Source organism: Mycobacterium sp. SA01 (assembly GCF_041287105.1).
Classification (GTDB): domain Bacteria; phylum Actinomycetota; class Actinomycetes; order Mycobacteriales; family Mycobacteriaceae; genus Mycobacterium.
Window position 1 is genome coordinate 461,617 of sequence record NZ_JBGGNO010000018.1, and the last position, 24,020, is coordinate 485,636.

Below are 24,020 nucleotides of genomic sequence, written 5' to 3' on the forward strand. Positions count from 1 at the left end.
GTGGTGCTATCCATCTTGACTCACACCTGATCGTCGCGCTGCGGGGGTGGGCACTCCATCACCATCTCGGTACCACCGGCACGTGCCACCCGCCGGACATTGATGTAGGAAAACCGGTGCTGACGGCACGGGCCGAGGTCGGTCAGCGCCGCACTGTGCGCCGGGGTGCTGTACCCCTTGTGGTCGGCGAACCCGTAGCCCGGGTGCTCGTCGTCCATCGCCACCATCAGCCGATCGCGGCTGACCTTCGCCAGCACACTGGCCGCGGCGATACAGGCCGCCGCGGCGTCCCCGCCGATCACCGGTAACGACGGCATCGGCAGCCCCGGCACCCGGAACCCGTCGGACAACACATAGCCCGGCCGCACCGAAAGCCCCGCCACCGCGCGCCGCATCCCCTCGATATTGGCCACGTGCACGCCGCGCCGGTCGACTTCGGGGGCCGGAATGAACACCACGTGGTACGCCAGCGCGTAGCGCCTGATGAGCGGGAACAGTTCTTCGCGCGCCTTCTCGGTGAGCTTCTTGGAGTCGTCAAGAGCCGCGAGGCTCTCCATCCGGTTGGGCCCCAGCACGCAGGCCGCCACCACGAGCGGGCCCGCACACGCGCCACGGCCGACTTCGTCGACCCCGGCGACCGGACCCAAACCGCTTCTATACAAAGCGGATTCGAGCGTTCGCAGACCCGACGATTTGCGAATCACCGTCCGCGGCGGCCATGTCATCGCCGGCACAGATCAACCCTGCTGCGGGTCGAACGAGGACACACCACCCCACCGAGACGGCGGCCACGCGATGAACCGCGCCTTGCCGATGACATTGCTCACCGGGACCGTGCCGGCCATCGGATCACCGGTGCAGAGAATGCCCTTCTGGGCATCAGCGGGGGTGCTGGTGCAGTGTGCGCGGGAGTCCGCCGAATGAGTGCGGTTGTCACCCATCACCCACAACCGGCCGTCCGGCACCTTCACCGGACCGAACTCGTTGCCCAGGCACGGGTAGACGGCAGGATCAGCCATCATCGTCTGGGCGTTGAGATACGGCTCGGTGAGCGGCTTGCCGTCGACGGTCAGTCCGGTGTCTGCACGGCATTGCACCGTCTGGCCTCCGGTGGCGATGACACGCTTGACCAAGTCGTTCTCGTCGGGCGGCACGAAACCGACCACCGACAAGGCGTTCTCGATGTAGCGGACCGCGGTGTTGCTGGACCGGATGGATTTGTATCCGACGTTCCAGTTCGGCGGACCCTTGAAGACGACGACGTCACCGGGCCGGGGGTCCTCGAACCGATACGTGACCTTGTCGACCATGATCCGGTCGCCGACGCAGCCGGGGCAGCCGTGCAGCGTCGGTTCCATCGATTCGGAGGGAATCAGGTACGGACGCGCGATGAACGTCAGCATCACGTAGTACAGGACTAGCGCGATGGCGACGAGGATCGCGCCTTCGCGCAGCGCCGACTTCTTCTTTTCCCCGGTCTCCGGGTTCTTTTCCCCGGTCTCCGGGGCCGCGTCGGCGGGACTGTCGTCCGCCCCGTCCGTCGCGGTGAGGTTGTCCGGCGTGGAGTCGTTCGAGCCCGTGTTGTCGGTCACGTCGTCAGCGTAGTCAGACCGGCTGACCGGTCAGTGACTCCCACACGTCGAAGCTCAGCGCTTTTCCTTGATCTTGGCCTTCTTGCCCCGCAGCTCGCGCAGGTAGTACAGCTTGGCGCGCCGCACGTCGCCGCGGGTCAGCACCTCGATGTGGTCGATGTTGGGCGAATGCACCGGGAAGGTGCGCTCGACACCGACGCCGTAGCTTTCCTTGCGCACGGTGAAGGTCTCGCGAATGCCACCGCCCGAACGACGGAGCACAACGCCCTTGAAGACCTGAACGCGCTGCTTGTTGCCCTCGATAACCTTCACGTGGACATTGATGGTGTCCCCGGGGCTGAAGGTCGGGATGTCGTCGCGCAGCGACGCCTGGTCGACGAAGTCCAGCGTGTTCATCGGTGACACTTCCTTGCGGTTCGCGGCGCAGCCACCTGCCTGCGCGGGAAGCGCTGGCGATCGCCGGGCCGATGGATTCGGGCACGTGATGTTTGGCGCAGCAGGCGGAAAACTCCCAGCCCGCGCGGCAACTGCTCAATTGTGCCAGACGCACCGCGAGCAGTGAAATCGCGCGACCCGCCGAGGCGCCGCTGATCTGCCGACGAACTGAACACGCGGTGTAGAAAAGGTACCGTTAACCTGGACCAAGGTCGGGCGGCAACGCGGCACCCCGGATCTCAGAGTTGCACCGGTTTCCGAGGAGATGGACATGCGACGGCATCTGTCGATGCTGGTCACCGGCACCGCGGCGGCAGTGATCGGCGTTCTGGTGGCCGCCTCGTCCGCTCAGGTGAACGCCGGCCCGAGCGACGCAGCCGCCCGCCCGGTGAACCTGCTGTCCGCTGATCCGAACGCCGTCGCGCAGGCGCCTGCCCTCAGTCCGCTGCCCGATGCGCCGCCGGACCCCTCGACCAACCTCGATGTGCGCGCCAAAGAGGCGGCCTCGGAGGCCGCGCAGGACGGCGCGGACATCAGTTTCACTCTGCTCGACCGCACCACCGGACGGGTCCTCAAGGGCGGTGACGACGCTCCCTTCCCGGTCGCCTCGGTGAGCAAACTGTTCATCGCCGACGACCTACTGCTGCAGGTGGCCAAGGGTCAGCGCCAGCTCACCCCGGCAGAGCAGCAGTCCTTCGACGTCATGCTGCGGTCGTCCGACGACAGCGCGGCCGAAGTGTTCTGGGGCGAGAGCGGCGGCAGCGCGATCATCAGCAGGGTCACCGCGCGATACGGGCTGACCTCGACGAGTGCGCCGTATGACGGCAACTGGTGGAACACCATGAGCACCACCGCCGACCTGGTGCGGTATTACGACATGCTGCTCGACGGTGCAGGCGGCCTGCCCGCCTCGCAGGCCGCGGTCATCCTCGGCGACCTCTCGGCATCCACCCCGACCGGCTCCGACGGCTACCCGCAGCGGTTCGGCATCCCCGACGGGCTGTTCGCGGAACCCGTTGCGGTCAAACAAGGTTGGATGTGCTGCTGGAACGGCGGCAACTGGCTGCACATGTCTACCGGGGTGATCGGACCGGATCGGCGTTTCGTGCTGGCCATGGCCTCCCTGCAGCCGGTCGACGACGCGACCGCGCGCAACACGATGACCCAAGCCGTCAAGACGATGTTCCCCAGCGGGCGGATCTGACGGCACCCCGCTGTCAGCGACGCGGCGGTCTCGGCGGCGGCTGCCGGAATTCGGCCCGAGCCCGGAATGGCCGGGTCGGTTCATTGCCGACGGTCGCTGCCACCGCGGTCGTGTTCGCCATCGGGCTGGCGAGCCGCGTCGTCGGCGCGGTCGGGCTGGCGGCGCGTCGCGGTCCGAGCACCAGCGGGCGGGTTGCCTGGGCGCTCTCGTCGTCGTTCTGTTCGAGCACACTGCGGGCGATCCGCTCGATCGCACCCTGCACCTGCATGCGGTCGGGCCGGCCCTCGAACGCGGGCGACCGGGTGAGGGTGTCGGTGATCCAGCTCGCGAGCATGTTGCGGGCGTGATTCACTTCCGCGGCGCCGGCCGGGGTGAGCCAGAGCTGATCGCCGCTGCGCTGGGCGTAGCCGTTCGCGACCAGCCGGTCGAACGTCGGCTCGAGGATCTCGACCGGCACCCGGTGGTGGGCGGCCACAACGCTGAGGTCCGCTGTGCCGGCCACCTGCGCATGCCGGTAAATCCGCAACGCGGCCCACATCAACGGGACGTCGAGGCGGGTGCCGCCCGCCCGGGCCAGGGCAGGCAGGTGCTGGCCGCGACTTTCCCGCAGCAGCCGGCTGACCGCGACCTCCAGCACTTTCTCGGCCGGTTCGGTGGTCGGCATGCCGAAGCCTTCGCCGAGGTCGGTGCTGCCGGTGGCGGCCGCGTCGCGCAGTGGCACCTGCTTGAGGAACAGCGCCAGCACGAACCCGACGATCGCGACCGGCGCCGCGAACAGGAACACCTTGCTCAGGGAGTCGGCGTAGGCGTCGACGATCGGCGCAGCCGCCGCGGGCGACAGCTTGTGCAACGCCTGCGGTGACTGCGCGACCTCGGGCGAGGCACCGCTGGCCGCCAGGGCCGCAGGCAGCCGGTCGGCCAGGAAGTTACTGAACAGCGAGCCGAAGATCGCGGCGCCGAACGAACTGCCGATGGTGCGGAAGAACGTGACGCCCGAGGTGGCCACGCCCAGGTCGGTGAAGTCGACGGTGTTCTGCACGGTCAGGATGAGCACCTGCATGCTCAACCCGATGCCGGCGCCAAGGATCAGCAGGTCCAGCGACTGCACCAGCGTCGAGGTGTGCGCGTCCATCAGCGACAGCAGGACGAACCCGACCGCCATGATCGCGGTGCCCGCGACCGGGAAGATCTTGTAGCGCCCGGTGCGGCCGACGATCACACCACTGGTCAGCGAGGTGGCCAGCAGGCCGGCGACCATCGGCAGGGTGTGCAGGCCGGACACAGTGGCCGATACGCCGTCAACGAACTGCATGTAGGTCGGCAGGAACGTCAGCGCCCCGAGCATCGCGAATCCGACGACGAACGACAGCACGCAGCACACCGTGAACACCGGGTCGGCGAACAGCCGGATTGGCAGAATCGGCTCCGCGGCCCGCTTTTCGACGAACACGAAGGCCACCAGGATCGCCACCGAGCCGACGAACAGGCCGATGATCGTCGGCGAACCCCACGGGTAGGTGGTGCCACCCCAGCTGGTGGCCAAGGTCAGACCGGCCGCGCCGAGACCGACCAGCACGATGCCCGGATAGTCGATGACCGGCCGGGAGGTACGGCCCAGCGCCGGAATCGCCACCGCCGCCACCGCGAGCACCACCACCGCGACCGGCACGTTGACCCAGAACGCCCACCGCCACCCCAGGTGGTCGGTGAACAGCCCGCCCAACAACGGGCCGACGACGGTGGTGACACCGAACACCGCGCCCAGCGCGCCCTGGTAGCGGCCGCGTTCACGCAGCGGGATCACTTCGCCGATGACCGCGACGGCGGTGACGGTGATCGCGCCGCCGCCGATGCCCTGCAATGCGCGCGAGGCGACCAGCATCGTCATCGATCCGGCCAAGCCGCACAGCACCGAGCCGGCGAGGAAGAACAGCACGGCGGCCTGGAAGACCGGTTTGCGGCCGAAGGTGTCGCCGAGCTTGCCGACGACTGCGGTCACGATCGTCGAGGCCAGCAGGTAACTGGTGACGACCCACGACTGGTGACCGGCTCCGCCGAGATCAGCGACGACGGTGGGCAGTGCGGTTGCGACGATGGTCTGGTCGAGGGCGGCCAGCAGCATGCCGAGCACCACGGCGAGGAAGACGAAGTTGCGCTGCCGGCCCGTCACCTGCGCAGCCGCCGGTGCTGGCGGAGCGCCGGTGGATGGACGATTCACGCTGTTCTCAATACCCTGCCGCGAGCTTCGGTAACCTGCGCCGCGCCGTGCTCTCAGTCACCGATCCCGGGTCGCTTCGCTTCTGCCCGCCGAACCACCGAGCAGGTCCGGGCGACGCTCCCGCGTCCGCTGCAGCGCCTGTTCGTGGCGCCACGCCGCGACCTTGCCGTGGTCCCCGGAGAGCAGTACCTCCGGGACCGGTAGCTCACGCCAGGTCGGCGGACGGGTGTAGCTCGGGCCTTCGAGCAGACCGTCTTTTTCCGGCGAGTGCGAATCGTCCTGGTGCGAGCGCGGATTGCCCATCACGTTGGGTAGCAGCCGGACCACCGCCTCGATCATCACCAGCGCCGCGACCTCACCACCGGCCAGCACGTAGTCCCCGATCGAGACCTCCTCGACCCGTATTCGCCGCCGCGCGTCCTCGGCGACCCGCTGGTCGATGCCTTCGTAACGGCCACAGGCGAACACCAGATGCCGCTCCGCCGTCCAGGCTTGGGCGTCGTTCTGGGTGAACAGCCGTCCCGCCGGGGTCGGGATCACGAGAACTGTGTCCTCGGTGCAGATCTCGTCGAGTGCCTCACCCCAGACCGGGGCCTTCATCACCATGCCGGGGCCGCCGCCGTACGGGGCGTCGTCCACCGAGTGGTGCACGTCGTGGGTCCAACGACGCAGATCGTGCACGGCGAAGTCCACGATGCCGGACTCGATCGCCTTGCCGGGCAACGACTGTCGTACCGGGTCGAGGTACTCGGGGAAGATCGAGATGACGTCAATCCGCACGGGCGCGCACCCTATTCCAGGCCGTCCAGATCCAAAAGGCCGTCGGGAGGGTCGATTTCGACGATCCCGTCGGCCAGCGACACCGACACGACGATCGCTCCGACGAACGGCACCAGCACTTCGGTTCCGTCGGCTCCGCGCACCGCCAGCAGTTCCGCGCCCGCGGTGTGCAGCACTTCACTGATCGAGCCGACGACGCGGCCGTCGACGGTCCGCACCGTCAGCCCTTCGAGCTGATGGTCGTAGAACTCGTCGGGATCATCGATGGGAGGAAGTTCGGCGGAGTCGACGACGAACAGGTGGCCGCGCAATGCGTCGGCCGCATTGCGGTCGGACACCCCGCGCAGCCGCACGAGCAGTCGACCGCCGTGCGGCCGGACCGACTCGACGACCACGTCTTGACCGCCCTCACCGCGAGATGGCCGCAGCCGCAACCGGTTTCCGACTGCGAACCGCTCTTCGGGGTCGTCGGTGCGGACATCGACCACCAGTTCCCCGGTGATGCCGTGAGCCTTGGCCACCCGCCCGGCGACGAGTTCCATCGTCAGCTACTGGTCGGTGTCCACCACGTCGACGCGGATACCCCGGCCGCCGATACCGGCGACCAGGGTGCGCAACGCGGTCGCGGTGCGACCGCCACGGCCGATCACCTTGCCGAGGTCCTCGGGGTGGACGTGGACCTCAACCGTGCGTCCCCGCCGGTTGGTGACCATGTCGACGCGGACATCGTCAGGATTGTCGACGATCCCGCGGACCAGATGCTCCACGGCGTCGACGACGACCGAACTCATTCTGCGGCGGCCTCAGTGGACTCGGCAGCCTCGGCGACCGGCTCAGCGGCGGGCTCGGCCTCAGCGGCGTCGGCCTTCTTGGCCGGGGCCTTCTTCTTCTTGGCCTGGGTGGCCTCGCCACCGGGGGCGCCGTCGGCCTCGGCCAGCGCGGCGTTGAACAGGTCCAGCTTGCTGGGCTTGGGCTCCTTGACCTTCAGCGTGCCCTCGGCACCGGGCAGACCCTTGAACTTCTGCCAGTCACCCGTGATCTTCAGCAGGTTGAGAACCGGCTCGGTGGGCTGGGCGCCAACAGACAGCCAGTACTGAGCGCGCTCGGAATCGATCTCGATCAGGCTCGGCTCTTCCTTCGGGTGGTAGCGGCCGATGACCTCGATCGAGCGGCCGTCGCGGCGGGTGCGCGCGTCGGCGACAGCGATGCGGTACTGGGGGTTGCGGATCTTGCCAAGCCGGGTGAGCTTGATCTTGACAGCCATGAACTACTCCTGTGGGTATCACGCTGCAATTCAGCGATGCCGGCGGAATTGCCGGATCCGGTTTTGCCTCGCGTGCGTGACCAGCCGGCGGCCCATCCATAACGGAAGCCGCGGTCGGACAGCCACCGATTGTGCCAGACGGCCCTGGTCAGGTGTTAATCGCGCGACCTGGCTCCGGCCGGATCAGACGATCTTCTGGATGCATTTCTGCTCGACGCGCCGTGTCATCCGCCAGCCGTCGGGGGTACGCACGAACGCGTCGTCGTACCAGAGCCCGCAGAACATGATCTGGCCGTCGTCGCCGAGCGCCATCGGGTTGAACAGGATCGTCCGCGATGTCGCGGTGTCGCCGTCGAGCCGGATGTCGAAGTTTCCGAGCATGTGGAAATAGGCCGGAAAATTGGGCAGCACCTCGGCCAGCCAGGCTTTGACGTCGGGAAAGGTGCCCGCGATCCCGCCGAGTTCGGTGTAGTCGATGTGGGCGTCCGGGGTGAAAACACGATCGAGGTCGTCGAAGCGGCGGCTGTCGATCGCCGTCGAGTAGTCGACCAGCAGCTGCTGGATCTCCATCCGATCCGACATCTCTTCAAGGCTCAGCATGCGCGTGATTCAACACCTGATCGGCGGGCGCGGCGGGCGTGGTCCACACCTGCGGGACACTTTCTACTAAGGTTTGCCTAACCAAATCAGATCGGAGCAGGTGTGCTGGAGCGACCCGGTTTCTCGGTGATCATCGGCTACGCCAGCGACATGGGCACCGCCGAGTACATCGCCATGCAACTCGCCGACGCGATCAAAGACGCCGGGATCGACGCCACCGAGACCGAGCTCAACGAGGTGGCTCTTGACGAGGTCCGGGCCGCGACCCACATGATCGTGGTGGCCTCGACGTTCGGTGAGGGCGAGGTCCCCGACAACGGCACCGTGTTCTGGGAGGAGCTGGCGGCATCCGACGCCCGGCTCGACGGGCTGGGATACGCGGTCCTGGCGCTGGGCGACAGCTCTTACGAAATGTTCTGCAACGCCGGCCGGATCATCGATGCCCGCCTCGCCGAACTGGGTGCCCATGCGCTGGCCGCGCGCGCCGAATACGACTGCTACCGGGAGGGCGACGCCCGCGAGTGGATCGCCGACATCGCCAAGATCCTCATCGAGGCGGCCGCCGCCGCACCCGCCGCAGCAGAACCCACCGCCCCGAAGGCGGCACCGCACCGCCGTCACGAAGCCAGCCCGTGGACCGACGCGAATCCCTTCACCTCGACCGCCCTGGTGAACCGGCCGCTGACGGCACCGGAGTCCGACAAGGAGGTCCGCCACATCGAGTTGGACCTCGCGGATTCCGGAATCACCTATCAGGCCGGCGATTCGGTGGCCGTGCATCCGGTCAACAATCCCGCGCTCGTCGAGGCCGTGCTGGCCCAACTCGGAGTCGACGGCGCCTACGTCGCCGCGGGCAGCGATCAGCCGCTCGGCGAACTGCTCGCGGGCCACCTCGACATCTGCTCTCCGTCACGGGCGTTGCAGGCGCTGGTCGCGGCCCGTACCGGCGACACCGAGGCCGCGGCGGCGCTGCGCTCCCCCGACCCTGCGGTGGTGTCGTCCTGGTTGTACGGCCGCGACGTGCTCGACCTGCTACATCTCACCGAACTGTCGGTCGACGAGGTACTGGAATCGTTGCGGCCCTTACAGTTTCGCGACTACTCGATCGCCTCGAGTCCCCTGGTCCATCCGGATCGGCTGCATCTGACGGTGGCGACCGTGCGTTACCACTGTCGCGGCCGAGCCCGCGGAGGCGTCGCCTCCACCTTTCTGGCCGACAGAGTCTCCGGTCGGCAGTCCGTGCGAATTCACCTGCGGCCCAACCACAATTTCCGGCTACCCGCCCCGGATGTACCGATCATCATGGTCGGACCGGGAACCGGCATCGCACCGTTCCGCGCGTTCCTGCACGAACGCCAGGCGACCGCTGCGCCGGGCAGATCGTGGCTGTTCTTCGGCGACCGGCGGCGGCACACCGATTTCCTCTATGGCGACGAGCTCACGCGATTCCACGAATCCGGTGCACTGACCCGACTGGATCTGGCCTTCTCGCGCGAGAGTGCCGGGCCGAAAACCTACGTCCAGCACCGCATGAAGGACAACGCGCGGGAGCTGTTCGGGTGGCTCGACAGCGGAGCGCACCTGTATGTGTGCGGGGACGCCGAGCGGATGGCCAAGGACGTCGACGCCGCCCTGCACGAGATCGTCGCCGAGGCCGGTGACATGGACGCCGCCGCCGCGCACTCCTACGTGAACGAACTGATCAAAGCCCACCGGTACGTACGCGACGTCTACTGACCGAGCGGGTTAGGCTCAGGGCCCATGCGCAGACTTCTCGCGAGCCTGACCACGGCGCTCACCGTGTTGACGGCGACGGCAGGGATTGCCAACGCGGACACCATCGATCAGCCACCGGGCTCGGTGCCGATCCCCGATGGACCCGCGCCCGCGTGGATCATCGCCGACATGGACACCGGCCAGGTGCTGGCCGGCCGTGACATGTACGCCGCGCACCCGCCGGCCAGCACGATCAAGACACTGCTGGCCCTCACCGCGCTGGACGAGCTGCCCGATCTGAATGCGACGGTGGTGGCCAACAACTCCGACACCCTCGTCGAATGCAACTGCGCCGGTGTGCGGCCCGGTCGTAGCTACACCGCCCGTCAGCTGCTCGACGGGCTGTTGCTGGTGTCGGGCAACGACGCCGCCAACACCCTGGCCGACATGCTCGGCGGCTACCAGGCGGCGGTCGACAAGATGAACGCCAAGGCCGTGGCGATCGGGGCGACCAACACCCACGCGACCACGCCGTCCGGCCTGGACGGAGCGGGCGGCCCGGGCTGGACCACTCCGCATGACCTTGCCGCGATCTTCCGCGCCGCGATGGCCAATCCGGTGTTTGCACAGATCACCGCCCAGCCGGTCGCGATGTTCCCCGGCGAGATCGGGGACAAGCCGCTGGTGAATCAGGACGAACTGCTGGCCCGCTATCCCGGTGCGATCGGCGGCAAAACCGGCTTCACCGACGCAGCCCGAAAGACGTTCGTCGGCGCCGCAGACCGCGGCGGCCGCCGGCTGGTGATCGCCATGATGTACGGGCTGATCCACGAAGGTGGCCCGACCTACTGGGATCAGGCGGCGGCACTGCTGGATTGGGGCTTCGCCCAGAACCCGTCCGAGAGCGTCGCCGCGCTGTAGTTCGTCCGGCTAGCGGTGTCCGCCACCCGCATTGAACCCGGGCTGAGCGGCCTCACCTTCGGTGATCTGGTACGGCGCCGGGGCCAGGTCGTTCGGGGTCGCCACAATCGCGGAGTTGTCCCCCGACGGCGGGGCACCGGCGGGTGCTTGGTTATCCGGCGCGACCTGGAAATTCTCGTCGGAATCCGGCACGACGACAGGCGCCGCGGTGCTGCCCGGGTCACCCGGCACCCAGGCCAGGAGGTCGCGGGTGCCGTCGTTGAAGACAACGCTGTTCGGGATGTCGCCCACGACGTCGAAGTAGAGCTTTCCGGCATTCGACGCACCCCAGATAGAGGGGTAGAAATCGCCGGACTCGGCCCGGGCACCGAATCGCTCGATGAACGGCGGGTAACTGCCCCCAAACCCGTCGATCGTCAGCTTGGCCGAATACAACGTGCCATTGTGTGGCACCGGATCCGAACTGGGCCTGAGCTTGCCCACGGCGTAGCCGATGTAGGGCAGCCCGTTGGGTCCGTTCAAGGTTTCCTGCTCACCGAACACCCGCACGCTGTCCGTCGCCCACGCCGGTGCGGCGCAGACGCCGGCAAGGCCCAACGTGACAACAGTGGCGGCCACCCCGGCCATTTTCGCGATCTTCACAGTCTCTCCCCAGCTGATCGGTGCCAACATCCCTGGCAATGGTGTGCCGAATACTTTACTGTGACCTACCTAACAGCACTCCCTTTAGCCGGCATCTGGGCGATCATCACGACCCTGGTCGCCGCACGCTAAACCTGTCGCACCCCATCGCAATACATTCGAGACTCGCCCGCGTCGTTGCCGAGGCGCAGTCTGGTTAGCGTGGGCACTCATGCCGGCCCGCCCATTCGTCGCGATATTGGGCATCGCCATGTCCCTGGTGCTGGTGGCGCCCGCCGCGGCCGCACCCACCCCGCAGCCGGCCGGCGCGGTGACCGCTCCCCCCGAGGGTCCGGCGCGAGCCTGGTTGGTCGCCGACCTCGACACCGGCCAGATCCTGGGCAGCCGCGAACCCTACAGCGCGCACGCGCCGGCGAGCACCATCAAGCCGCTGCTGGCGATGGTCGTGCTCGACCAGTTGGCGCCCAATGCCGCGATCCGGGCGACGGCGGCCAACACGCAAGTCGAATGTTCGTGCGTCGGGCTGGTGCCCGGCCAGATCTACACCGCACGCCAACTGCTCGACGGCCTGCTGCTGGTGTCGGGCAACGACGCCGCCAATCTGCTGGCCGACATGCTCGGCGGTCAGCAGGCGGCAGTGCAGAAGATGAATGCCAAGGCCTATCAACTGGGCGCCCGCAGCACGAGGGCCGGATCGCCGTCGGGGTTGGACGGGCCGGGCTGGGAGTCGGTGACCTCACCGCACGACCTGGCGCTGATCTATCGGGAAGCGTTGCGGTACCCCTTGTTTGTGCAGATCGTCCACCAAACCTCGGCACTATTCCCCGGCCGGTCGGGCTACCGGGAGATCAAGAACCAGGATCGCCTGCTGCGCACCTACGCCGGCTTCATCGGCGGCAAGAGCGGCTACACCGATCTGGCCCGCGAAACCTATGTCGGAATGGCGCAGCGGGGCGGGCACCGGCTGATCGTCGTGGAGATGTACGGCGACGACGACCTGTGGAACCAAGCCGCGCAACTGCTCGACTGGGGCTTCAGTCACTACCCCGCGTGAACCACCGCAAACGCGGCGCTATCCGCTTGACAACGGAAAGATCAACAATTCAGCAATATTCCCGAATTGACGACCACTCGAGCTAATTAGCTCTACTCTCAGGTCGGCACATGTCGGCCATCCTTATCAGCGTTGAATGTCGGGACGGGGATCGTTGATGGACTACAGCACGGGTCAGACGCGCAGGCGCAGAGCCGCACACAAATTCGCTGCCTGGCTGGCGGCGGGAACCCTCACCGCGGGTCTCGGCGCTGCGATGGTGGCCGGCACCGCGGTGGCATATGCAGACACCGGATCGTCCGGGTCGACGTCACATTCGGCGTCGGACACCTCCACCAGCGCGGCGAACAAGCATCAGTCGACGGGCTCCTCACGCCGGGCGATCGGTAAGCCGTCACCGAAGGTGACGGCCGGCGGTGGCGCCGTGACATCGCCGTCAGCGCAGGGCCTGGCGACGCCAACGGATTCCAAGCCATCCCTGTCGCTGGTGACGACCACCGATGCGACACCCAAAGCGTCTGCCACACCGAAGATTCCGACTGTCCAGTCGGTACTGAGCGACATCGCCCGCCAGATCGACTACACGTTCTTCAACAAGGCGCCGACCGCGTCGCCCACGCAGGGCGCCCAAGCGGGCCCGAAGAAACAGGTCGACGGCGCCGTCAACGGCAGCAGCAACAACGGATTCGATCCGACCTACACCGTCACCGAACAACCCAAGTACGGCACGGTCACCCTCGATCCCAAGACCGGGCAGTACACCTACGTCGCGCGCGACGAACTGATTACGCCCGGCATCACCGACGAGTTCACGGTCAGCGTGAGCAACGGTGCCGCCGCCAGGCTGCCGGGCCTGCTCGGCCAGCTGCAGCTGGCGCTGCACTCGATGGCGGTCGCACTGGGGGTGGCCAAGCCCGACACCATCGAAAAAGACATCGTCGTCAAGATTTCCGGCACCGGGAAGTACGGGACCCCCGCCGATCAGGCGCAGTACTGGCAGACCCAGGACGTCGACAATTCGTGTGTGCTGCTCGCCGATGCCGCCATCATCGCTCAGCTCGGCGGCCCACAGTTCACCGAGCAGGAGATGATCGCGATCGGCAAGGCCACGCCCAGCACAGTTGACCCGACGAAGCCGATGTACGTGGGCACCCGGGCCGAGACCGGATTCATCGGCCTCTACAACTACGACGGCGTTGCGCTGCTGAAGAAGTACGGAATCGACGCCACCTACAAGTCCTACGTCGACGACCCCGAGCCGGGCGAAGCCCCGAACAAAGCCACCCAGGTCGACGGCCAGCGCGCGCTCGGCGATGTCGAAGCCGCGTTGGCCGCAGGCAAGGCGGTGGCCGTCGTCGTCGACGCCGGCCTGATCGTCAACGCGTCCGGTCAGGACGTCGAGACGCCCGCACCCGAGGCCAACCACTGGGTGGTCGTGACCGGAGTGGATGTCAGCACCGGCAAGATCTACCTGAACGACGGCAACCTGGCCGCCGGCAGCGCACCGGTGTCCATCGCCGGCTTCATGTGGTCTTGGCAGTCAAGCGATTTCGGGGTGATCGTCGCGTCCAAGGCCCCGGCCCCGGCCGCGGCCATCGCCGCCTGATCTAGTACACCCGGCCGCGCAGGATCACCCGGTCGGGGTTCGACAAGATGTCGGCGCTGCCGCGCGGATCCTCGGTGTAGCACACCAGGTCCGCCGGCGCGCCGTCGTCGAGCACCGGCCTGCCCAACCACCTGCGCGCATCCCAGCACGCCGCGCCGAGCGCGTCGGTCGGGTTCATCCCGATGCGGGTGAGGGCGTCGACCTCGTCGGCGATCCGGCCGTGGACGATCGTGCTGCCGGCATCGCTGCCCGCATAGATCGGCACGCCGGCTTCTCTGGCCGCGGCCACCCTCGGGTAGCAGCTGGCGTAGAGGTCGCGCATGTGGGCGGCGTAGGTCGGGTATTTGCTTGCGGCGTCGGCGAATCCGGGGAAGTTTTCGATGTTGATCAACGTGGGCACCAGCGCGGTGCCGTGCTCGACCATCATCGCGATGGTGTCGTCGGTCAACCCGGTGCCGTGCTCGATGCAGTCGATGCCCGCACCGATCAGTCCGGGCAACGCGTCCTCGCTGAACACATGCGCCGTGACCCGCGCACCCTCGTCGTGGACGGCGGCGATCGCCGCGCGCAGCACGTCGTCGGACCACAGCGGCGCCAGGTCCCCCACCGAGCGGTCGATCCAGTCGCCGACCAGCTTGACCCACCCGTCGCCGGCACGGGCCTGAGCCGCCAACGCCTCGGGCAGCTGCCACTCGTCCTCGAGTTCGATGGCGAAGCCGCGCGAATACCGCTTGGGGCGGGCCAGATGTCGCCCGGCCCGGATGATCCGTGGCAGGTCGTGGTGATCGTCGAGGCTGCGGGTGTCGGTCGGAGATCCGCAGTCGCGCAACAACAGCGCGCCGACCTCGCGTTCACGCTCGGCTTGGGCGATCGCCTCGTCCAGCGGAATCTCGCCGTGCTCCCCCAGCCCGACATGGCAGTGCGCGTCCACCAAGCCGGGCAGGATCCAGCCACCGTCGAAAATTGTCTCCGCATCGGCGACCTGCTCGGTGCGCAAGACACCGTCGACGATCCACCACTCCACCAGCTCGCCGTCGGGCAGACCGCGGCCCCGAACGTGGAGAGCCGGCACGCTAGTTCTTGCCCGGGAACTTCAGCTTGGACAGATCGAAATCGGCCAGACCGGGCGGCAATTCGTTCAGTCCCTCCGGCATTCCGGACAGGTCCGGGAAGCCACCGGGCATGGCACCGGCCAGCAACGGATTCTGCTTCGGCGGCGTCGGCCCCCGACCGCCCTTCTTCTTGCCCGCCTGCTTGTTCTTGCCCTTGGCCGATTTCTTCGATGAACGACGCCCGAACGGCATGCCCATCGCACCGGCCATCTGCGACATCATCTTTCGCGCCTCGAAGAAGCGATCGACGAGCTGGTTGACCTCGGACACCGTGACACCGGAGCCATTGGCGATGCGCAGTCGGCGCGAGGCGTTGATGATCTTCGGGTCGGCCCGTTCCTGCGGCGTCATGCCGCGGATGATCGCCTGCAGCCGGTCGAGTTGTTTGTCGTCGACGGTGGCCAGCGCGTCCTTCATCTGGCCCGCGCCGGGCAGCATGCCCAGCAGGTTGCCGATCGGCCCCATCTTGCGGATCATCAGCATCTGCTCGAGGAAGTCCTCGAGCGTCAGCTCGCCGGAGCCGATCTTGGCGGCGGCTTCCTCGGCCTTCTGCTGATCGAAGACCTGCTCGGCCTGCTCGATCAGGCTCAGCACGTCGCCCATGCCGAGGATCCGGCTGGCCATCCGGTCGGGGTGGAAGACGTCGAAGTCCTCGAGCTTCTCACCGGTCGACGCGAACAGGATCGGCACGCCGGTCACCTCGCGGACCGACAGGGCTGCACCACCGCGGGCGTCGCCGTCGAGCTTGGTCAGCACGACGCCGGTGAACCCGACACCGGACCCGAACGCCTCGGCGGTGGCCACCGCGTCCTGACCGATCATCGCGTCGAGGACGAACAGCGTCTCGTCGGGGTGCACGGCGTCGCGGATGGCGGCGGCCTGCTCCATCAACACCTCGTCGATGCCCAACCGGCCCGCGGTGTCGACGACGACGACGTCGAAGTGCTTGCTCTGCGCCTCGGCCAGGCCGGCAGCGGCGACGGCGACCGGATCACCGGGGCCGGCGCCCTCGGTGTCCGCGGCGTCGGGTGCGGTGCCCGGATGGGGGGCGAAGACGTTGACGCCGGCGCGCTCGCCGACGATTTTGAGCTGGTTGACCGCGCCGGGGCGCTGCAGATCGCAGGCCACCAGCAGCGGGGTGTGGCCCTGGCCCTTGAGCCACTTGGCCAGCTTGCCGGCCAGCGTGGTCTTACCGGCGCCCTGCAGGCCGGCCAGCATGATGACGGTCGGCGGGTTCTTGGCGAAGGCCAGCTGACGGGTCTCCCCGCCGAGGATGCCGATGAGCTCCTCGTTGACGATCTTGACGACCTGCTGGGCGGGGTTGAGCGCACCGGAGACCTCGGCGCCGCGCGCCCGCTCCTTGATGCGGTTGACGAAGGCACGCACGACCGGCAGCGAAACGTCGGCCTCGAGCAGCGCCAGCCTGATCTCGCGAGTGGTGGCGTCGATGTCGGCGTCAGTCAGCCGACCCTTGCCGCGCAGGCCCGAGAGCGCACCGGTCAACCGGTCGGACAGGGATTCAAACACGCAGTAAGCCTAGCGGGCGAGGTCGGGCGCCGAGATCGACGCCATGGTCGCGCCCCCGTCGCCAACCACGACCATGGTGTCGGTTTCGCGCACGACTACCCGGCCACCTCGGCCGGCTTGGCGGGCGGCGGTGTCGGAAGTACCGCGTAGAGGTCGTTCTCCAGCTTCGCGCGGGCCTCGGCGACCGATAGCGACGTCGGGACCGAGATTCCGAACGCGTCGACCACCGACGATCCCAGCGTGGTGATCTTGGCCCAGGCGATGTCGGCGCCGGTCCGCTCCAGCACACCGGTGAGCGTCGCGAGCAGCCCGGTGCGGTCGGTGGTGCGGATCTCGACGATCAGCTGACCCTCCCCGCTGCCGTCGTGCCACAGGATGCGCGGCGGGGCCGGCACCGCGTTGATCGGCACGGCCGGCTTGTGCTCCCCCACCCTGCCGGTGCCGTACTGCGCGGCGTCGGCGTCACGCTTCTCCAGCGCCGACATCACGTCGAGCTCGCCGCTGAGCGCGAGGATGAACTGCTGCCGGAGAAGTTCTGCCGCAGGCGGGGCACCGAAGCGCGGCGACACCACGAAGGTGTTGATCGCCGCACCGCCGGTGCTGTTCACCGACGCCGAATGCACGCGCAGCGAGTTGAGCGCCAGCACCGCGGCCGCCTTCGACAGCAAGCCGCGCCGGTCCGGGGCGATCATCGCGACGTTGAAGGTGTGCACACTGTCCCCCGGCGTCATCTCGACGTGCACGCCGCCGTCAGCCGCCAGTGAAAGATGATGCGGATCGATCGGATCCGCGTGCGGCTGGGGCTCGCCGGCCAGCATCAACCGGCAACGCCGGACCAGGTCGCCGATCAGCGAAGCTTTCCAGTCCCCCCACACCCCGGGCCCGGTCGCCAGCGAATCCGCCTCGGCCAGTGCATCGAGCAGCTCGAGCAGCACCGGGTCGCCACCGAGCGCGTCGATGACACCGGAGATGGTCTTGGGATCCTGCAGGTCCCGCCGCGTCGCGACGTCCGGCAGCAGCAGGTGGTAGCGCACGATCGCCGACAGCACGTCGATGTCGGACGGCCACAGGCCCAACCGGGTGCCGACCTGCACGGCCAGCTCGGCACCGATCACACTGTGGTCCCCGCCGCGGCCCTTGCCGATGTCGTGCAGCAGTGCGCCCAGCACCAGCAGGTCGGGGCGGGATACCCGCGTGGTGAATGTGCTTGCCCGCGAGACCGTCTCGACGAGATGGCGATCGACGGTCCAGATGTGGACGACGTCGCGGGGCGGCAGGTCGCGCACCGCTCCCCACTCCGGGAACAACCGTCCCCACAAACCGGTGCGGTCGAGGGCCTCGATGGTGGCCACCGTCGTCGGGCCTGCGGCCAGCAGCACCAGCAGGTCCTTGAGCGCATCGCGCGGCCACGGCGTGCGCAGCTCGGGAGCCGACGCGGCCAGCCTGTTCAGCGTCGACGCCGACATCGGCAGTCCGGTGGTGGCCGAGGCCGCCGCCACCCGCAGGATCAGACCGGGATCGCGTTCCGGACGGGCGTCACGCGCCAGGATCACCTCGCCGGCGAATTCCACCACCCCTTCGTCCAGCGGACGGCGGGCCGGCCGCCGCAGCACCGAAAGACCGCGCTTGGGAAGGGCATTGGCCGCGGTGCGCAACCCGGCGTCGACGTAGTAGCTGATGGTGCGCGCCGCGTCGGAGAGCACCCGGGCAAGATCGAAACGGTCGCCGATGCGCAAGGCGGCGCCGATCTCGTCGGCGAACTGGGCCAGCAGCTGATCGCGGCCGCGCTTGGACGACCGGTGAAGTTCGGTGCGCACATTGAGCAGCGCCAGGTGCGCACCGCCGAGTGAGCCGGTCGGCGACACCAGCGAGTGGCTCGGGTACACGTCCGCCAACTGGGCGATCGCCAGCGCATTCAGCAGCTGAACGTCGCGCAGCCCACCCCGACCGCATTTGAGGTCCGGTTCGGCGCGATGTGCGATCTGCCCGCTGCGCTGCCAGCGGGCCTGGGTGAGCTCGACGAGTTCCTCGAAGCGGGAAGCGATTCCGGTGCGCCATTGCCGTCGCGCCCCGCCGATCAACAGCTGGGACAGTTCGGCATCACCGGCGATGTGTCGCGCCTCCAGCATGGCCAGCCCTGCCGAGATGTCCTCGTTGGCCACCGCGAGGGCCTCGGGCACCGTGCGGACACTGTGGTCCAGACGAATGTTGGCGTCCCACAGGGGGTACCACAGCAGTTCGGCCACCTGGGTGACGATCTCGGCGGGCATGTTGTCGTGCACAAGCATCAGGTCGAGGTCGGAGTACGGCACGAACTCGCGGCGGCCCAACCCGCCGGTGGCGACGATGGCGAACCCGCTGGTGGCCGTGATGCCGATCTCGGTGGCCTTGGTGGTCAGCCAGAATTCGTGCAGGTCCAGTAGCGCGTCGCGCAATGCCGCCGAATCCAGGTGGCGCTGGCCGCCTTCCAGCAGTTGCTTGCTGGCGGCGGCCAGATCTTTCGCGGGTTTCGACGAACCCGCCGCCGGTGCCTCCCATCGGGAGGCGCCGGCGGCGGAATCTCTTGATTGCTTTGTCATCTCAGTCCTCCAACGGCCGACGCTCGACTAACGCTCATTCGGTGCGGCCGCGAAGAACCTCACAACGTCTGCGTCAGAGAGCGTCGGACCCACGCTCACCGGTGCGGACCCGAACCACGGTCTCCACCGGACTGACCCACACCTTGCCGTCGCCGATTTTGCCGGTTCGTGCGGCCTGCACGATGACGTCCACGACCTTGTCGACCGCGGAGTCATCGACAATGACCTCCACGCGCACCTTGGGCACGAAGTCGACGGAGTACTCCGCGCCCCGGTACACCTCGGTGTGACCCTTCTGACGTCCGTACCCCTGGACCTCGCTGACGGTCATCCCGAGGATGCCCGTCTGCTCCAGACCGGTCTTGACGTCTTCCAGCGTGAACGGCTTGACGATCGCAGTAATCAGCTTCATTTCCCTCATTCCTCCGCGCCGTGACGACCGAGAACCGAGCCGGTGCCGGCGGTCGCGAAGTCGTACGCGGTTTCCGCGTGCTCGGCTTCGTCGATACCGGATGCCTCTTCCTCGCGATCAAGCCGCAGTCCGATGGTGTACTTCACGATCAAGGCCAAGATAGCTGTCCCGATGGCGGAGTACCCCAGAACCGCGAACGCACCGATGGCCTGCTTGATCAACTGATCGAAGCCACCGCCGTAGAACAGGCCGGAAACCGCCGCCGGCGCCTCCGCGGTGGCCACCAGGCCCACCATCAGGGTGCCGAACAGACCACCGACGAGGTGCACGCCGACCACGTCGAGCGAGTCGTCGAAGCCCAGCTTGTACTTCAAGCCCACCGCGAGGGCACAGACGATACCCGCGCCCGCGCCGATCGCCAGCGCGCCAACCACATTCACCGACGAGCAGGACGGGGTGATCGCGACCAGGCCGGCCACGATGCCTGATGCCGCACCGAGGGTGGTGGCGTGTCCGTCACGAATCCGCTCGGTGAGCAGCCAGCCCAGCATGGCGGCGCCCGTGGCGACCGTGGTGGTGATGAAGGTGACACCGGCAATTCCGTTGGAGCCCACCGCGGAACCCGCGTTGAAGCCGTACCAACCGAACCACAGCAGACCGGCGCCGAGCATCACGAACGGCAGGTTGTGCGGCCGCATCGGGGTGCCGGGCCAGCCCAGGCGCTTGCCCAGGATGATCGCCAGGACCAGGCCCGCGGTACCGGAGTTGATGTGCACCGCGGTTCCACCGGCGAAGTCGATTGCCTTGAGCTTGTTGGCAATCCAGCCGCCCGTCTCACCGGTGACGCCGTCGAAGGCGAACACCCAGTGCGCGACCGGGAAGTACACGAAGGTGGCCCACAGACCCGCGAACACCAGCCAGCCGCCGAACTTGAGGCGATCGGCGACCGCACCGGAGATCAGGGCGACCGTGATGATCGCGAACATGAGCTGGAAGGCCACGAAGACGACCTGTGGAATGGTTCCGGCCAGCGGGATCGAGACGGCCGCATCCTCCGGCTTCAGTTGCAGGTAGGTGCCGCCGATCAGCCCCTTGAGGCCGAAATACTGGCTGGGGTCACCGAACAGGTTGAACTTGTCGTTGCCGAATGCCAATGAGTAGCCGTACAGCACCCACAGCACCGTGACCACACCCATGGCACTGACGCTCATCATGATCATGTTGAGCACGCCCTTGGCACGCACCATGCCGCCGTAGAAAAAGGCCAGGCCTGGCGTCATCAGCAGGACGAGCGCGGAGCTCGCTAGCATCCATGCTGTGTCGCCGGTGTCCGGCACGCCCATCACCGGGAATCCATCCACTCGCAGTTTCTCCTTCACCCATGCCACGGTTAGGCACCGTTGACCTAGGCCAAGACAATGCGCAGTGGTTGTTTCAGCGGAGACGCCTAGGTGTTTCGCGCATGTGAACGGATCGGCAGTCTGCGTTTCGCGGGTGTTACATCCCGCAATTCGCGCCGCTCAGAACGATTTCCGGGCTATCCGAGCAGCGCGTCGACGAACGCGGCCGGCTCGAACGGTGCGAGATCGTCGGGGCCTTCGCCCAATCCGACAAGCTTCACCGGCACCCCGAGCTCCTGCTGCACGCGGAAGACGATGCCGCCCTTGGCGGTGCCGTCGAGTTTGGTGAGCACCAGCCCGGTGATGTCGACGACCTCGGCGAAGACCCGGGCCTGCGCCAGACCGTTCTGGCCGATCGTCGCGTCGAGCACCAGCAGCACCTCGTCGACCGCCGCACGTTTGCTCACCACCCGCTTGACCTTGCCGAGCTCGTCCATCAGGCCGGTTTTGGTGTGCAGTCGCCCGGCGGTGTCGATGACGACGACGTCGGCGCCGGCTTCGATTCCTTTGTCCACCGAATCGAAGGCCACCGAGGCCGGGTCGGCGCCCTCCGGGCCGCGCACGACTTCGGCACCGACCCGCGACGCCCAGCTCTGCAATTGATCGGCGGCCGCCGCGCGGAACGTGTCGGCCGCGCCGAGGACCACCCGGCGCCCGTCGGCGACCAGGACGCGGGCCAGCTTGCCCACCGTGGTGGTCTTGCCCGTTCCGTTGACGCCGACGACCAACAGCACCGACGGCTTGTCGGCATGCGGCAGTGCCTTGATCGAGCGGTCCAGCCCCGGGTTGAGCTCGGCGATCAGCACGTCGCGCAGCACGGCGCGGGCGTCGGCCTCGGTGCGCACGGTGGTGGCAGCCAGCCGGCTGCGCAACTGTTCGATCACCGAGCCGGTCACCACCGGGCCCAGGTCGGCGATCAACAGGGTGTCCTCGACCTCTTCCCAGGACTCCTCGTCGAGATCGCCGCCGCCGAGCAGACCGAGCATGCTGCGGCCCAGCGCGTTCTGTGACTTGGCGAGCCGCCCGCGGAGGCGCTCGAGGCGGCCTTCCGTGGGCGCGATGCCGCTGAGGTCAGGGGCCGCCGGGGTGACCGTTGCCGGCGCGGGGGTCTCGTCGACGGCAGGCTCTTCGATGACCGGCGGTTCGGCCACCGGCGGTTCGGGCAGCCGCACATCCTCGATCGGGCGCTTGATGGAGTCTCGCGGTAGCGCGGCATCGTCACCGACCCCGGGCAATCCGGTGGTGTCGATCGTGGGCGGCGTCACCGGCGCTTTGGGGGGCGCTGTCGTTACTGACGATTGTGTGAACGAAATGCCGCTCGACGCGCTGTAGCCGCCGGATCGGTCAATTGGTGTGGGACTCTCTGAGCTGCGGCGCAGACTGATTTGGCGCCGCCGATAGCGGACCAGACCGATGATGAGTGCAGCGACGAGCAGGACGGCGATGACCGCGATAGCGATCCAGAGACCCTCTGACACCGTGCCATTGTTTCAGGGCATGGCGATGGGCCGCGCCACCCCTGGGGTACGGGGTATCTCGTGACGATGGATGACGCGGGATCCGGCCGGGGAGAGCGCAGCGACCCGGGGATCGGTTTGGGTATGGCGAGCCGCAAGCTGCGCCACATCGACGCCTGCCTGCACGGGCCGGTGCAATACGAGACGGTGACCACCGGCTTCGAGCGCTATCGGCTTCCCTATAACGCCCTGACCCAGACCAACCTCGGGACCATCGACCTCAGCACCGGCTTTCTTGGTGCGCAGCTGCGCGCGCCGGTCCTGATCGGGGCGATGACCGGCGGGGCCGAGCTGTCCCGCACCATCAACCGCAATCTTGCCGAGGCCGCGCAGAAGCTCGGGATCGGCATGATGCTCGGTTCACAGCGCATCATGCTCGACGATGAGGTCACAGCCGCCAGCTTCGAGGTCCGCGACCTCGCCCCCGACGTCCTGCTGGTCGGCAACATCGGCCTGGCTCAGCTCTCGGAATCCGCGATCCCCAAGATCGCCGCGGCACTGGACCGGATCGGCGCCGACGCGCTGGCCGTGCACACCAATCCGCTGCAGGAGGCGATGCAGGCCAACGGCGACACCGACTTCAGCGGGTCGCTGGACCGGTTGCGCAGGCTGGCCGAGGCGCTGCCCTGTCCGATCCTTGTCAAGGAGGTCGGCCACGGGATCGGCGCTGCGGCCGCCGAGCGGCTGCGGGGCCTGCCGATCGCCGCGGTCGACGTCGCCGGCGCCGGCGGCACGTCGTGGGCCCGAGTCGAACAGCTCGTGCGCTACGGCGAGGTGCGCTACCCGGCCGTCGCCGAATGGGGAGTGCCAACCGCACAGGCGCTCACCGAAGTTCGGGCCGCCTTGCCGGGCATGCCGCTGGTGGCCTCCGGCGGGATCCGCACCGGGGTCGATGCCGCGACGGCACTGGCGCTGGGCGCCGATGTGGTGGCCCTGGCCCGCCCGTTGTTGGCCCCCGCGATCGAGTCACCGGCCGCCGCGCTGGATGCGCTGCACGGCTTCGTCGAAGAGCTGCGCGTCTGCCTGCACGGCTGCGGTGCGGATGATCTTTCCGCGCTGAAACGCCTGGACCTCACGCGCCTCGGCTGAGTCGGTCGACCGCGATCTGCAAGGACGCGACGACGTCGAAGACCTCGGTCAGTCCGATCAGCTTCAGCGGCCTGCTGGTGCCTGGCCCGTCGGCGACGACCGCGAATCCGATCTCCGGAGATGCCGCCTCGTAGGCGTCGACGAGCACCTGCATGCCGGCCGAGCCGAGGAAGCTCACCTCGGTCAGGTCCACGATCAGAGCGTCTGGGCGCTGCTCGAGTGTGCTGGTGACGAGTTGCTCGAGACGCGGCGACGTCAGCAGATCGAGTGCCCCGGAAGCACTGATGACGGCGGTTCTCCCCAGCCAGTACTGGCGGGAATCGTAAGCGTCCAAAGCCACCCTTCGACGATC

23 protein-coding genes are annotated in these 24,020 nt (G+C 67.8%); 6 read left to right on the forward strand and 17 right to left on the reverse strand.

The window, feature by feature from the left end; genetic code table 11:
• Positions 1 to 20: 20 nt before the first annotated feature.
• Genes AB4879_RS15215 through rplS form a run of 3 tightly spaced genes read right to left on the reverse strand, consistent with a single transcriptional unit; the run spans position 21 to position 1,988 of the window.
• Positions 21 to 725 (reverse strand): ribonuclease HII, encoded by a 705-nt coding sequence (locus AB4879_RS15215; RefSeq protein WP_199189851.1) that lies wholly within the window; start codon positions 723 to 725, stop codon positions 21 to 23.
• A 12-nt stretch (positions 726 to 737) separates the two neighbouring features.
• Entirely contained in the window at positions 738 to 1,592 is an 855-nt protein-coding gene (lepB, locus tag AB4879_RS15220; protein WP_102806872.1) for a signal peptidase I, read from the reverse strand.
• Between the two features lie 54 nt (positions 1,593 to 1,646).
• A complete protein-coding gene (gene rplS, locus AB4879_RS15225) occupies positions 1,647 to 1,988 on the reverse strand; it encodes a 50S ribosomal protein L19 (protein WP_036339053.1) in 342 nt (113 codons plus the stop codon).
• Between the two features lie 310 nt (positions 1,989 to 2,298).
• Here rplS and AB4879_RS15230 point away from each other — a divergent pair, with 310 nt between their 5' ends.
• Positions 2,299 to 3,231 (forward strand): hypothetical protein, encoded by a 933-nt coding sequence (locus tag AB4879_RS15230; RefSeq protein ID WP_370508225.1) that lies wholly within the window; start codon positions 2,299 to 2,301, stop codon positions 3,229 to 3,231.
• 13 nt (positions 3,232 to 3,244) lie between these two features.
• Here AB4879_RS15230 and AB4879_RS15235 read toward each other — a convergent pair whose 3' ends face one another.
• The 6 genes from AB4879_RS15235 to AB4879_RS15260 form a co-directional block, all read right to left on the reverse strand.
• Complete coding sequence (locus AB4879_RS15235; RefSeq protein ID WP_370508334.1) at positions 3,245 to 5,353, reverse strand: MDR family MFS transporter; 2,109 nt, start codon at positions 5,351 to 5,353, stop codon at positions 3,245 to 3,247.
• 153 nt (positions 5,354 to 5,506) lie between these two features.
• Complete coding sequence (trmD, locus tag AB4879_RS15240) at positions 5,507 to 6,229, reverse strand: tRNA (guanosine(37)-N1)-methyltransferase TrmD (protein WP_370508226.1); 723 nt, start codon at positions 6,227 to 6,229, stop codon at positions 5,507 to 5,509.
• A gap of 11 nt (positions 6,230 to 6,240) precedes the next feature.
• Positions 6,241 to 6,771 (reverse strand): ribosome maturation factor RimM, encoded by a 531-nt coding sequence (gene rimM, locus AB4879_RS15245; RefSeq protein WP_370508227.1) that lies wholly within the window; start codon positions 6,769 to 6,771, stop codon positions 6,241 to 6,243.
• Positions 6,772 to 6,777: 6 nt separating this feature from the next.
• Complete coding sequence (locus tag AB4879_RS15250) at positions 6,778 to 7,020, reverse strand: RNA-binding protein (RefSeq protein ID WP_005148848.1); 243 nt, start codon at positions 7,018 to 7,020, stop codon at positions 6,778 to 6,780.
• The gene (gene rpsP / locus AB4879_RS15255) at positions 7,017 to 7,493 is read right to left on the reverse strand and encodes a 30S ribosomal protein S16 (protein WP_102806875.1); all 477 of its coding nucleotides are present in this window, start codon (positions 7,491 to 7,493) and stop codon (positions 7,017 to 7,019) included. The genes AB4879_RS15250 and rpsP overlap by 4 nt, the downstream gene beginning before the upstream one ends.
• A gap of 183 nt (positions 7,494 to 7,676) precedes the next feature.
• Positions 7,677 to 8,093, reverse strand: coding sequence for a nuclear transport factor 2 family protein (locus tag AB4879_RS15260; protein ID WP_083116790.1), 417 nt, complete (start codon positions 8,091 to 8,093; stop codon positions 7,677 to 7,679).
• A 102-nt stretch (positions 8,094 to 8,195) separates the two neighbouring features.
• Here AB4879_RS15260 and AB4879_RS15265 point away from each other — a divergent pair, with 102 nt between their 5' ends.
• Together AB4879_RS15265 and AB4879_RS15270 are read left to right on the forward strand one after the other, a co-directional pair.
• On the forward strand, positions 8,196 to 9,830 hold the full coding sequence (locus tag AB4879_RS15265; RefSeq protein ID WP_370508228.1) for a sulfite reductase subunit alpha: 1,635 nt from the start codon (positions 8,196 to 8,198) through the stop codon (positions 9,828 to 9,830).
• 24 nt (positions 9,831 to 9,854) lie between these two features.
• Complete coding sequence (locus tag AB4879_RS15270; RefSeq protein WP_370508229.1) at positions 9,855 to 10,730, forward strand: D-alanyl-D-alanine carboxypeptidase family protein; 876 nt, start codon at positions 9,855 to 9,857, stop codon at positions 10,728 to 10,730.
• Positions 10,731 to 10,739: 9 nt separating this feature from the next.
• Here AB4879_RS15270 and AB4879_RS15275 read toward each other — a convergent pair whose 3' ends face one another.
• The gene (locus tag AB4879_RS15275; protein ID WP_102806977.1) at positions 10,740 to 11,372 is read right to left on the reverse strand and encodes a DUF1942 domain-containing protein; all 633 of its coding nucleotides are present in this window, start codon (positions 11,370 to 11,372) and stop codon (positions 10,740 to 10,742) included.
• 211 nt (positions 11,373 to 11,583) lie between these two features.
• Between AB4879_RS15275 and AB4879_RS15280 the strand changes: the two genes are divergently transcribed.
• Positions 11,584 to 12,426, forward strand: a complete 843-nt coding sequence (locus AB4879_RS15280; protein WP_370508231.1) for a D-alanyl-D-alanine carboxypeptidase family protein — start codon at positions 11,584 to 11,586, stop codon at positions 12,424 to 12,426.
• A gap of 157 nt (positions 12,427 to 12,583) precedes the next feature.
• Positions 12,584 to 14,032: a hypothetical protein gene (locus tag AB4879_RS15285; RefSeq protein WP_370508232.1), complete on the forward strand. Its 1,449-nt coding sequence runs from the start codon at positions 12,584 to 12,586 to the stop codon at positions 14,030 to 14,032.
• Position 14,033: 1 nt separating this feature from the next.
• Here AB4879_RS15285 and AB4879_RS15290 read toward each other — a convergent pair whose 3' ends face one another.
• The 6 genes from AB4879_RS15290 to ftsY all read right to left on the reverse strand — a co-directional run bounded on the left by AB4879_RS15290 (position 14,034) and on the right by ftsY (position 22,540).
• Positions 14,034 to 15,104 (reverse strand): amidohydrolase family protein, encoded by a 1,071-nt coding sequence (locus tag AB4879_RS15290; protein WP_370508233.1) that lies wholly within the window; start codon positions 15,102 to 15,104, stop codon positions 14,034 to 14,036.
• Between the two features lies 1 nt (position 15,105).
• Entirely contained in the window at positions 15,106 to 16,671 is a 1,566-nt protein-coding gene (ffh, locus tag AB4879_RS15295) for a signal recognition particle protein (RefSeq protein WP_102806881.1), read from the reverse strand.
• A gap of 95 nt (positions 16,672 to 16,766) precedes the next feature.
• Positions 16,767 to 19,250 (reverse strand): [protein-PII] uridylyltransferase, encoded by a 2,484-nt coding sequence (locus AB4879_RS15300; protein ID WP_370508236.1) that lies wholly within the window; start codon positions 19,248 to 19,250, stop codon positions 16,767 to 16,769.
• A 73-nt stretch (positions 19,251 to 19,323) separates the two neighbouring features.
• Positions 19,324 to 19,662, reverse strand: coding sequence for a P-II family nitrogen regulator (locus tag AB4879_RS15305; protein WP_036339085.1), 339 nt, complete (start codon positions 19,660 to 19,662; stop codon positions 19,324 to 19,326).
• A gap of 5 nt (positions 19,663 to 19,667) precedes the next feature.
• Complete coding sequence (locus tag AB4879_RS15310) at positions 19,668 to 21,023, reverse strand: ammonium transporter (RefSeq protein ID WP_370508335.1); 1,356 nt, start codon at positions 21,021 to 21,023, stop codon at positions 19,668 to 19,670.
• Positions 21,024 to 21,199: 176 nt separating this feature from the next.
• Positions 21,200 to 22,540, reverse strand: coding sequence for a signal recognition particle-docking protein FtsY (gene ftsY, locus AB4879_RS15315; protein ID WP_370508238.1), 1,341 nt, complete (start codon positions 22,538 to 22,540; stop codon positions 21,200 to 21,202).
• 66 nt (positions 22,541 to 22,606) lie between these two features.
• Between ftsY and fni the strand changes: the two genes are divergently transcribed.
• Complete coding sequence (gene fni, locus AB4879_RS15320) at positions 22,607 to 23,668, forward strand: type 2 isopentenyl-diphosphate Delta-isomerase (protein ID WP_370508336.1); 1,062 nt, start codon at positions 22,607 to 22,609, stop codon at positions 23,666 to 23,668.
• Here the strand turns inward: fni and AB4879_RS15325 are convergent.
• Complete coding sequence (locus tag AB4879_RS15325) at positions 23,652 to 24,008, reverse strand: STAS domain-containing protein (protein ID WP_370508239.1); 357 nt, start codon at positions 24,006 to 24,008, stop codon at positions 23,652 to 23,654. The genes fni and AB4879_RS15325 overlap by 17 nt on opposite strands.
• Positions 24,009 to 24,020 lie beyond the last annotated feature (12 nt).